The organism is Erythrobacter donghaensis, from assembly GCF_001557325.1.
Lineage (GTDB): Bacteria > Pseudomonadota > Alphaproteobacteria > Sphingomonadales > Sphingomonadaceae > Erythrobacter > Erythrobacter donghaensis_B.
On record NZ_LSJS01000247.1, the window covers coordinates 1 to 9,955 of the forward strand.

The window sequence follows — 9,955 nt, forward strand, 5'->3', positions numbered from 1 at the left end:
GTGCTGGAAGACCGGCATCGCCTCGCAGGCCTACATGGCCCCGCTCGCGACCCGCTGGCAGCAACAGGGCATCGCGACGCTCAATGTCGACTATCGCGAGGTCGGGGACGGGGGCGGCTGGCCCGGGTCGTTCGCGGACTGGGCCGCGTCCGCGAGACTGATCGAGGAGGTTGCGGCGAAATACCCCGTCGACCGCACCCGCGTCACGCTGGTGGGCCATTCGGCAGGCGCCCTGCCTGCGCAGTGGCTGGCGCGTGCCGACGGCCCTGAAGGGCCGCTCGGCGCACGCAGCCCCCTCAAGGCCCGCGCTGCCATCGTGCTCGACGGGCCGGGCGATGTCGGGGCCGAGCAGCCCGCGTTCGACGCGCTGTGCCAGTTCTCGGCCGTGGAGCCCTTCATGGGCGCCGCGCCTGCCGCCGCACCGGCACGCTACGCCGCGATTGCGCCCGCCACCCGCGCGCCGCAACTGGCCGATCTGCTGTTCGTGCAGGCGAAGCTCCCCGCACCCTCGCCAACGACGCTAGCCGCGCTCGCCGCCAGCGGGGCGAAGGTCACGGTGCGCGAGAACCAGGGCGCGAGCCATTTCGCGATCATCACCCCCGGCAACCCGGTCTACGAAGCCAACGAGGCGGCGATGCTGGCACTCATCAAGTGACGGTTTGCCAAGGCCTGCGGACACGCTAGTCTGCGGACAGATACTGGGGGAAACAGCCATGAGACACCTGATCGCAGCGACGGCGCTGGCCGTCACGCTCGCCGCCTGCGCGCCGAAGGAGCCGCCCGCCGCCACCTTCGCCGTTACCGACACCGCCGACTACGACCCCGTGTCGGTCAACACCGTCCCCGCCGATCCGCCGACCGCGCGCATCGCCTATGGCAGCGCCTCGGCGCGGCAATATGGCGAATTGCGGGTGCCCAAGGGGAAGGGGCCGTTCCCGGTCGCGGTGCTCTATCACGGTGGCTGCTGGGCGGGGATGGGGGGCACCGCCAACCTCGCCGCACTCGCCAGCTTCCTCGCGAAGAACGGCATCGCGACCTGGACGCCCTCCTACCGCGAGCTCGGCTCGGACGGGGGCTGGCCCAACACCTTCACCGACTGGGCGCAGGGCCTTGGCTATGTGAACAGGCTCGCGCGCGACTATCCGCTGGACCTCAAGCGCATCACCCTGATGGGCCATTCGGCGGGCGTCACCCCGGCGGTGTGGCTGGCGAGCGGCGACAAGGGCGATGCGGTGGTCACGGGCGAGCTGCCGCGGGTGCGCGGCGTGGTGGCGCTCGACGGGCCGCTGGCGCTCGGCGCCTTTGTCGGGCCGGACGCGGCGATCTGCGGCGAGTCGGTGATCGCTCCGCTGGTGGGCGGCACCCCGGCGGAGTTGCCGGGGCGCTATGCCATGCTCGACCCCGTCACCAACCCGCCTCTCGCCAAGCGCCTGCTGGTGGTCGACGGCGCGCTGCCCGATCCCGATCCGGCGATGCTCGCGGTGCTGCGCGGGCAGGGCATCGCGGTCGAGGTGATCGCCATCGACCAGCAGCAGCATTTCAACCTGCTGGTCCCCGGCACGAAGGATTTCGCGGCCATCGCTCCGGCGCTGCTGGACATTGCCAAGGCGCGGTGAAAAAGCTTCGGCCATGATCGAGCGACGCGAATTCATCGGGACGGCCGCGCTGGCCCTGCTGGCCTCAGCAGCGCCCGCCTTGGCCAAGGGAGAGGGCATGGAAGACACCCTGTACGGTCTGATCGGACAGTTGAAGGCGGTGCCCGGCAAGCGGGGCGAACTGGTGGCTATCCTGCTCGAGGCCTCGGAAGCGATGGAGGGTAACCTTCTTTACCTCGTCGCCGAGGACCTTGCCGATCCCGACGCGATCTGGATCACCGAGGTGTGGCGCACGCAAGCCGATCACCGCAACAGCCTGAAGCCCGCAGCGGTGCAGGCCGCCATCGCCCGCGCGCGGCCGCTGATCGCCGGTTTCGGGATGCGCGCCGAGACGCGTCCGGTGAACCATGCCGGGTGAGATTTCCGAGGCCGAAGCGGCCAACGAACTGATGCGGCTGGCCCGCCAGATCGCGCATCACGACCGGCTCTATCACGCCGAGGACTCGCCGGAGATCACCGACGCCGAATATGACGCGCTGGTGCGGCGCAATGCCGAGCTCGAGGCGGCCTTCCCCCATCTCGTCCGCGCGGATTCGCCGAGCCGCAAGGTCGGCCATGCCATCGCCGCCTCGCCCTTGGGCAAGGTGACGCACGAGGTGCGGATGATGAGCCTCGACAATGCCTTCTCCGACGAAGAGCTGCGCGAATTCGTCGACCGGGTGCGGCGCTTCCTCAACCTTGAACCGGGTGCGCCCGTCGAGCTTACCGCCGAGGATAAGATCGACGGGCTGTCCTGTTCGCTGCGCTACGAGAACGGGCGGCTGGTGCGCGCCGCGACGCGCGGCGATGGGCAGGTCGGCGAGGACGTTACCGCCAACGTCGCCCACATTGCCGACATTCCGCAAATCCTCCCCGCAGGTGTGCCCGAGGTGTTCGAGGTGCGCGGAGAAATTTATATGGAAAAAGAGGCATTTACCGCACTCAATGCTGCGCAGCATGAGGTGGGCGGAAAGCTCTTCGCCAACCCTCGTAACGCCGCCGCGGGAAGCCTCAGGCAGAAGGATGCGAGCGTCACGGCCAAGCGTCCGCTGCGGTTCTGGGCGCATGGTTGGGGCGCGGTTTCGGAAGAGCCGGCCGACACGCAAGTCGGCATGATGCGGCTGATCGAAAGCTGGGGGTTCCCCGTCTCGCCCTTCTTCGCCTGCTTCGACAGGGGCTTCGATCACGTGCTGCATTACCGCCGGATCGAAGCCGCGCGGCCCGATCTGCCCTACGAGATCGACGGAGTGGTCTACAAGGTCAACCGGCTCGATTTGCAGCGCCGCATGGGCTTCGTCGCCAAGGCCCCGCGCTGGGCGATCGCGCGCAAGTTCCCGGCCGAGCGCGCCGAAACGATCGTGCAGGGCATCGACATCCAGGTCGGGCGCACCGGCAAGCTGACCCCGGTGGGCCGCCTCGCGCCGGTGCTGGTGGGCGGGGTGACGGTCACCAACGTCACACTCCACAACCGCGACGAGATCGCGCGGCTCGGCCTCAGGGTCGGCGACCGGGTGGTGATCCAGCGCGCGGGCGACGTGATCCCGCAGGTGGTCGAGAACCTGACCCGCGACGAGCCGCGCGCGCCGTTCCTGTTCCCCGACCACTGTCCGGAATGCCAGTCCGAAGCGGTCGCCGAGGAGGGCGAGGTCGATGTGCGCTGCACTGCCGGGCTGATCTGCCCCGCGCAGCGCACCCAGCGATTGGAACATTTCGTCAGCCGCAAGGCGCTCGACATCGAGGGGCTGGGCGAGAAGACTATCGCCCAGTTCTTCGCGCTTGGCTGGCTCGAAAGTCCGGCTGACATCTACCGCCTTCGCCAGCGCCGCTCCGACATCCTGAGCCTCGAGGGCTGGCAGGACAAGTCTGTGGACAACCTGTTGGCCGCCATCGAGGCCAAGCGCGCCCCCGACGCTGCGCGGCTGCTCTTCGCGCTCGGCATCCGCCATGTCGGCGAGGTGACCGCGCGCGATCTGATGAAGCATGTCCACGAGCTGCCCGCCCTGCGCGACCTCGCAACCCGCGCCCATGCAGGCGATGCCGAAGCGGCGGGCGAACTCACCGCCATCGACGGCATCGGGCCGAGCGTGGTCGAAGCGCTGGGCGATTTCTTCCACGAGCCGCATAACGTGGCGGTGTGGGAAGATCTGCTCTCCGAAATCACCCCGCCGCGCTATGAGGTGAAAACTGTCGCCAGCCGCGTCGCGGGCAAGACCGTCGTCTTCACCGGCAAGCTCGAGACCATGAGCCGCGACGAGGCCAAAGCTCAGGCCGAACGCCTCGGTGCCAAGGCGGCAGGCTCGGTGTCCGCGAAAACCGACCTGCTGGTCGCCGGGCCTGGCGCAGGCTCCAAGCTCAAGAAGGCCGCCGAGCTCGGGATCGAGACCACCGACGAAGCGGGCTGGGCGGCGATCGTCGCCGAGGCGCTGGGGGGCGGATGATGCACGGGCGGGCGATCTTGCTGGTGCTGATTGCCTTGATCGCCGGCTGCGGTGAGGCCGGCCCGCCTCGCGATGATCCAACTGTCTTACCGCCTTCGTCCCTGCAGCTCGAACAGGTTTCCGCTAACCCGGTGAAGCACGGGGAACGGCTCGCGAAAGTGCTCGGATGCACCGGCTGCCATAATGACGAACTCACCGGCAATGACTGGAGCGAGCCGGGTTACGGCACCTTGTGGAGCGCCAACCTCACCCGCAGCTCTCAGCAATGGTCGGCGGCGGAGCTGACGCAGATGATCGTGCTTGGCAAAAGGCCCGACCGGGCATTGATGGAAATGCCTTCGCACCTGTTCGCCCGGCTCCACCCCGACGATGTTGCGGCGCTGGTCGCCTATCTCGGGTCGCTCGAACCTGTCGGACCCGTCCATCCCGACGCGACCATCGGGCCCCGCCTTCAGCGGGAGATCGATGCGGGCACCTATCGCAATTCGGCACAGCAGGTCGAGGATCGCAGGGGCGAGGCTGCGCCCGATCTCGGCCCGGACCACGCATTCGGGCGCCAGATCGTCGGTGTCACCTGCGCCGAGTGCCACGGTATCGACCTGCGCGGCAAGCCGGCCCCTGAGCCAGGCGCGAACCCTCGTCCGGACCTTCGCATGGTCGCCTCCTACGCCCCTCAGGACTTTGCACGGCTGATGCGCACCGGCATGGCCGCGGGCGGGCGGGAGGTCGGATTGATGAGCAGCGCCGCGCGTCGGCGCTATGCCAACCTGACCGATGCCGAGGTCGGTGCGGTTCGGGCCTATCTGACGGAGCTTGCCGAACGTGATCCTTGAGGAACTTGCGCCCCAGGCCCTCCGCATCGCCGCCCTCCTTCGAGCGCGGGGCGAGAAGGTCGCTGTGGCGGACGGCGCGACCGGGGGCCTGATCGCGGCGAGCCTGCTGACCGTGCCCGGCGCGCTCGACTTTTTCGTGGGCGGGGGCGTGGTCTATTCCTTCCGCGCGCGCGACGTGCTCTTCGCCCTCCCGCGCGAGGCCTACAAGGGGATGCGCGGCGCGAGCGAGGAATACGCCCTGCTTCAGGCGCGTGCGATCCGTGAAAACTTCGGCGCGGAATGGGGGCTGGCCGAGAGCGGTTCGGTCGGTGGTTCGACGCATCCTTCGGGGGCCCCGGCGGGACGCTCGGTTGCGGCGCTGGCGGGGCCCTCGGGAGAGCGAACGCTGGTGCTCGAAACCGCGAGTGACGACCGGATCGCCAACATGGCCGCCTTCACCCGCAATGCGCTCGCGCTCCTCGAACAGACGCTCGCCGGATAATTTTCGCCGCCCTGTCGAATCCGTCTTGCGGCCTGCGTCTCCGTGTCAGAGCCTCGCCATTCCGGCGGGGCCGATGACGGAGGACGACCCATGCAATTCATGCTGATGATCAACGAGGACGAGAGCGCCTATGGCGGCGAGGGCGGCGCGGCGCTGATGGAGCAGGTGCTGGCCGGGCACATGAAGCTCGCCGAGGATCTCGTGGCGGCGGGCATTCCTTTCTCGGGCGAGCGGCTGAAGCCCGCCGCGACCGCGACCACGGTGCGCTCGGACAACGGCGTCGTCACCCTGCACGACGGCCCCTTCGCCGAAACCCACGAGGAGCTCGGCGGGTTCTACATCATCGATGTGCCCGGGCTCGACGAGGCGCTCGAATGGGCCCGGCGCATCCCCGTGCCCAAGGGCGGGGTCGAGGTGCGTCCGATCTGGCCGATGGGGCCCGAGGCCTGAGCCCGGCGCAGCGCGGCGCGGCGATCATGGCGGCGCGGCCCCGGGTGGTGGCCGCGCTTGCCGCGCAATTGCGCGATCTCGACGCGGCCGAGGAGGCCTTCGCCGGGGCCGCCGAACGTGCGCTCGCGCTGCCCGAGGCCCCGCGCGATGTCGCCGCCTGGCTGTTCGTCGCTGCAAGGCGCCGCGCGCTCGACGGCATCCGCAAGGCGAGGGGCGAGGCGCGCCTCGCCGATGCGCTGGTGGAGGTCACCGAGATGGGCGATGTCCTCGAGCTGCCCGAACCGATCCCCGACGAGCGCCTGCGGCTGCTGTTCATCTGCTGCCATCCGGCGCTCGCGGCCGAGGTGCGCGCGGCGCTTGCCCTCAAGATCATCTGCGGGCTGCCGGTGAGCGCGATCGCGCGGCTCTTCCTCGTCAGCGAGCCCGCCATGTTCCAGCGGCTCACCCGCGCCAAGGCGAAGGTGCGCGAAGCGGGAATCGCGTTCGAGCTGCCCCCGCGCCGCCACTGGCCCGAGCGGCTGGGGGCGGTGCTGCTCGCTTTGGAACTCGCCTTCACCGCCGCCTATGCCGATGCGGGCGGGGAGCTGTCGGCCGATCTGGGCGAGGATCTGGGCGCCGAGGTCGAGCGCCTCGCGCTGCTGGTCGCCGAGCTGCTGCCGCAGGAGCCCGAGGCGCTCGGCCTTGCCTCGCTGGTGCTGCTTGCGCGCGCGCGGGCCGGGGCGCGGGTCGATGCCGAGGGCGCGATGGTGCCGCTCTCGCAGCAGGATTTCTCGGGTTGGGACCTTTCCCGCATCGAACAGGCGCGGGTGCTGCTGGCGGTGGCGGCGAAGGCCGCACGCTCGGGCCCCTGCCAGGTGATGGCCGCGATCCAGCTCACCCACGCGCGGCGCGCCTACGACGGCGTGGTCGACTGGCGGGCGATGTTGCGGCTCTACGACGTGCTGCTGCGCCTGCGCCCCTCGCCGATGGTGGCGCTCTCGCGCGCGCTCGCGCTGGCGCAGGTCGAGGGCGCGCAGGCCGGGCTGGCGGCGCTCGCGGCGCTGCCTGCCGAGCGGCTCGCGCTGGCGCGGCCGTTCCATGTCGCGCGCGCCGATCTGCTCGCCAAGGCCGGGCGGCCCGGCGAGGCGGCCGCCGCGCTCGATGCCGCGCTGGCGCTGGGGCCGCCGCGGGCCGAGCGGCTGTGGCTCGAACGCAGGCGCGCGGCGCTCGGCTGAGGCGCCCGCTTCGGCTGGCCGCGCGCACGCCCGATCGGCGGTTGGCGACCCAGGTTAGGACCACGCGCGCGCGCCCCTGCTAGCGCGCGGGCATGAACATCCAGACCTCCCGACCGATCTGCACCGGGGGCACCGCCGAGGTGCCCGATCCGCGGCTTGCCGAGACCCTGAGAGCCCATATCGCGGCGGCGGACTTTCCTTGCGTGGGTGCCAAATCGGCCCTCGCGCAGGATGGCCTGCACATCGAGACCGCCGGAGCAATCACGCGCGGGGCCGAGGACGTGCGCCTCCACCGCGCGCTCGTCGCCTGGGGGCGGCGCACCGCCGCCGCCGCCGCTGCGGCCGCCGATGACGACGAGGCGCCGCATTTCCGCAGCTTCGCGGTGGTCTTCGCCGGGCCGAACACGCTCGATGAACGCGCGTTCGAGGCCGCCTTTTGGGAGCGCCTCGCCCGTCTTTCCGCGATAGACCGCGCCGCCGGCTTCGCCCCCGAGCCCGGGTTCAGCAGCGATCCGGACGATCCGCACTTCGCGCTCGGCTTCGGCGGCAGGGCCTATTTCGCGGTCGGACTGCACCCGCGCGCCTCGCGCCGGGCGCGGCGGCTGGCGTTCCCCGCGATCATATTCAACCCCCACGAGCAATTCGCCCGCCTGCGCGCCGCGGATCGTTACGAGCGGATGCGCGCGGTGATCCTGGCGCGCGATGCGGAGCTCGACGGGGCGCCCAATCCGATGCTCGCGCGGCACGGCACGGTGAGCGAGGCGCGGCAATATAGCGGGCGCGCGGTCGGCCCGGGCTGGGTGTGTCCCTTCGCCCCTCCGGAGGCCCCGTGAGGCTGCGCATCGCCCCGCGCACCGGAACCGCGTTGCGTCTGGCGACCGGCGACATCCTGACCGTGATCGACCCCGAGGGCGGGCAGGTCAGCGATCTCGTCGCCGTGGCCGACGGCGATCCGGGCGAGATCATCTCCAACGGGCGCACCTTCGATTACGAGGAAAGCTTGCGGCTCACCACAGGGGCACGGCTGTGGTCGAACCGCTCGCGGGTGATGCTGACGATCCTCGAGGATACCGCGCCCGCGCATGATTTTCTGCTGACGCCGTGTTCGGAGGCCACCTTCCGCCACTTCTATCCCGACAAGCCGGTGCATCGCGGCTGCTTCGGCAATCTAGCCGAGGCGCTCGGCCCCTACGGGGTGACGCCCGACATGATCCCTTGCGCCTTCAACGTCTTCATGAACGTGGCAATCGGCCCCGACGGGCGTCTGGCGGTGCTCCCGCCGCAGACCCGCGCGGGCGATTTCGTGCGGCTGCGCGCCGAGATGGACCTGGTGATCGGCCTGACCGCGTGCTCGGCCTATGCCTCGAACGGGGGGAGCTTCAAGCCGATCGATTGCGCGGTGAGGCGGTCGGGCTGAGACGCGCTCACTCTGCCGGGACAGCCTCCGTCTGCACCTCGCGCCGACGCGCTTTCACCTCGCGGAAGGTCTCGCGGTAGCGCGGATGCTCGGTCCCCATCCAGCGGTCCCACCAGGTGAAGTAGAGCCCGAAATTCCAGGTGCCGGCCGAATGGTGGAGGTCGTGGTGGGTGACCGTGTTCCACCAGCCGGTGAGCGGATTGTCGACCCAACCCGCAGGATAGATCTCCACGCCGCAGTGGCCGATGACGTTGCGGATGATCATGTGCCACAGGAACAGGAACATCGCGAGGCCGTGGTATTCGATGCCGAGCGTGGTGACGATCAGCAGCCAAGCGGGGACGAAGGCTGCTTCGACCACCGCCTCGGGCGCGGCGAAGCTGTAGGCGGCCCAGGGCGTGGGAGTCCGCGACTTGTGGTGGTGCAGGTGCCAGGTGCGGAACAGCCGCTTGTGATGGATCGCGCGGTGCATCCAGTAGAAATAGGCGTCATGCGCGAGGATGATCGCGATGGCCTGCAAGGCCAGCACCCACCATTCGATCCCCTCGATCGAGAAGCGCACCAGCCCTGCCTGCTTCATTGCCAGCGTGCTGAGCGTCGTCACCCCGAAGACGAACACCGTGCGCAGCGAGGAGAGCACCTCGCGACGGTAATCCTCGGGCTTGGCGCGGCGGCTGTGCTGGATGCGGTAGAGCTCGAGCCAGCGCCCGCCCGCCCACAGCACCAGCGTCATCACGCTGGCCGCGATCAGGTAGCGGCCGAGATCGAAGTAGAAGACGTTGGCGAAATGGCGGGTGACGAGATCGAGTGCATCGAGAGAGGCGGGGGCGGCGGACATGGGATCGCTCCATAGCGGTGATGCGGCCCTGATGCACGGTGAATGGGGCCCCGTCTCCGCAAGGGCGAAAAATGACGGTCAGATTCGAAAATGCCGCGCTTTTTTCAGTTCTGACCGATCATCGCGCGGCGGTAGTCGGTGGGAGCCTGCCCGGTCTCGGCCCGGAAGGCGCGGTTGAAGGGGGGAAGCGAATTGTAGCCGAGGTCCATCGCGATCGTCAGCACCGGCAGGTCGACCTTGTCGCGCTCGGCAAGCAGGGCCTTGGCCTCGGCGATGCGGTAGCGGTTGAGGAAGGCGGAGAAATTGCGGTGCCCCATGCGCCGGTTGATCAGCGCGCGCAGGCGGTGCTCGGGCGTGCCGAGCCGCTCGGCGAGCCCGGCGATGGTGAGCCCGGGGGTGCGGTAGATGCCATCGGCCATAGCGACCTCGAGCTTTTCTTTCAGCACCACCTCGCTGGGCGACAGGCCGTCGGCCTCGGACGCGCCGAATTCGGGTGGGGCTTCAGCGTCGGCGGGCGAAGTCTCGCTGCGCACCAGCAGTTCGGGCTCGGTGCGCAGCAGCGTCAGCCCCGCGAACAGCACCACCGCGAGGATCAGCACTCCGCCCGCGAGCGAGACCGGCGGGTTGCCCGCCATCGCGCTGCCGCGGCC

The 9,955-nt window shown here is 69.8% G+C and carries 12 protein-coding genes; 10 read left to right on the forward strand and 2 right to left on the reverse strand.

Annotation, left to right across the window (positions count from 1 at the left end):
* The 10 genes from AX692_RS20250 to AX692_RS14670 form a co-directional block, all read left to right on the forward strand.
* A partial coding sequence (locus AX692_RS20250; RefSeq protein WP_073977747.1) for an alpha/beta hydrolase occupies window positions 1–655 on the forward strand: 655 nt, incomplete at its 5' end.
* Between the two features lie 58 nt (window positions 656–713).
* Window positions 714–1,616: an alpha/beta hydrolase gene (locus AX692_RS14630; protein WP_073973468.1), complete on the forward strand. Its 903-nt coding sequence runs from the start codon at window positions 714–716 to the stop codon at window positions 1,614–1,616.
* Between the two features lie 13 nt (window positions 1,617–1,629).
* Window positions 1,630–2,013: a putative quinol monooxygenase gene (locus AX692_RS14635; RefSeq protein WP_073973469.1), complete on the forward strand. Its 384-nt coding sequence runs from the start codon at window positions 1,630–1,632 to the stop codon at window positions 2,011–2,013.
* A complete protein-coding gene (ligA, locus tag AX692_RS14640; protein WP_073973470.1) occupies window positions 2,003–4,072 on the forward strand; it encodes an NAD-dependent DNA ligase LigA in 2,070 nt (689 codons plus the stop codon). The genes AX692_RS14635 and ligA overlap by 11 nt, the downstream gene beginning before the upstream one ends.
* Window positions 4,073–4,203: 131 nt before the next feature.
* Complete coding sequence (locus tag AX692_RS14645; RefSeq protein ID WP_073978495.1) at window positions 4,204–4,905, forward strand: c-type cytochrome; 702 nt, start codon at window positions 4,204–4,206, stop codon at window positions 4,903–4,905.
* A complete protein-coding gene (locus tag AX692_RS14650) occupies window positions 4,895–5,386 on the forward strand; it encodes a CinA family protein (protein WP_073973472.1) in 492 nt (163 codons plus the stop codon). The genes AX692_RS14645 and AX692_RS14650 overlap by 11 nt, the downstream gene beginning before the upstream one ends.
* Before the next feature lie 90 nt (window positions 5,387–5,476).
* Complete coding sequence (locus tag AX692_RS14655; RefSeq protein ID WP_073973473.1) at window positions 5,477–5,836, forward strand: YciI family protein; 360 nt, start codon at window positions 5,477–5,479, stop codon at window positions 5,834–5,836.
* A 26-nt stretch (window positions 5,837–5,862) separates the two neighbouring features.
* Window positions 5,863–7,050: an RNA polymerase sigma factor gene (locus tag AX692_RS14660; RefSeq protein WP_073973474.1), complete on the forward strand. Its 1,188-nt coding sequence runs from the start codon at window positions 5,863–5,865 to the stop codon at window positions 7,048–7,050.
* A 92-nt stretch (window positions 7,051–7,142) separates the two neighbouring features.
* Entirely contained in the window at window positions 7,143–7,883 is a 741-nt protein-coding gene (gene gntA / locus AX692_RS14665; RefSeq protein ID WP_073973475.1) for a guanitoxin biosynthesis heme-dependent pre-guanitoxin N-hydroxylase GntA, read from the forward strand.
* Window positions 7,880–8,467 (forward strand): DUF1989 domain-containing protein, encoded by a 588-nt coding sequence (locus AX692_RS14670; protein WP_155644833.1) that lies wholly within the window; start codon window positions 7,880–7,882, stop codon window positions 8,465–8,467. The genes gntA and AX692_RS14670 overlap by 4 nt, the downstream gene beginning before the upstream one ends.
* A 7-nt stretch (window positions 8,468–8,474) precedes the next feature.
* Here AX692_RS14670 and AX692_RS14675 read toward each other — a convergent pair whose 3' ends face one another.
* Window positions 8,475–9,305 (reverse strand): sterol desaturase family protein, encoded by an 831-nt coding sequence (locus AX692_RS14675; RefSeq protein ID WP_081095363.1) that lies wholly within the window; start codon window positions 9,303–9,305, stop codon window positions 8,475–8,477.
* Between the two features lie 104 nt (window positions 9,306–9,409).
* Window positions 9,410–9,955 (reverse strand): helix-turn-helix domain-containing protein (locus AX692_RS14680; RefSeq protein ID WP_155646330.1); only part of this gene is annotated, 546 nt, incomplete at its 5' end.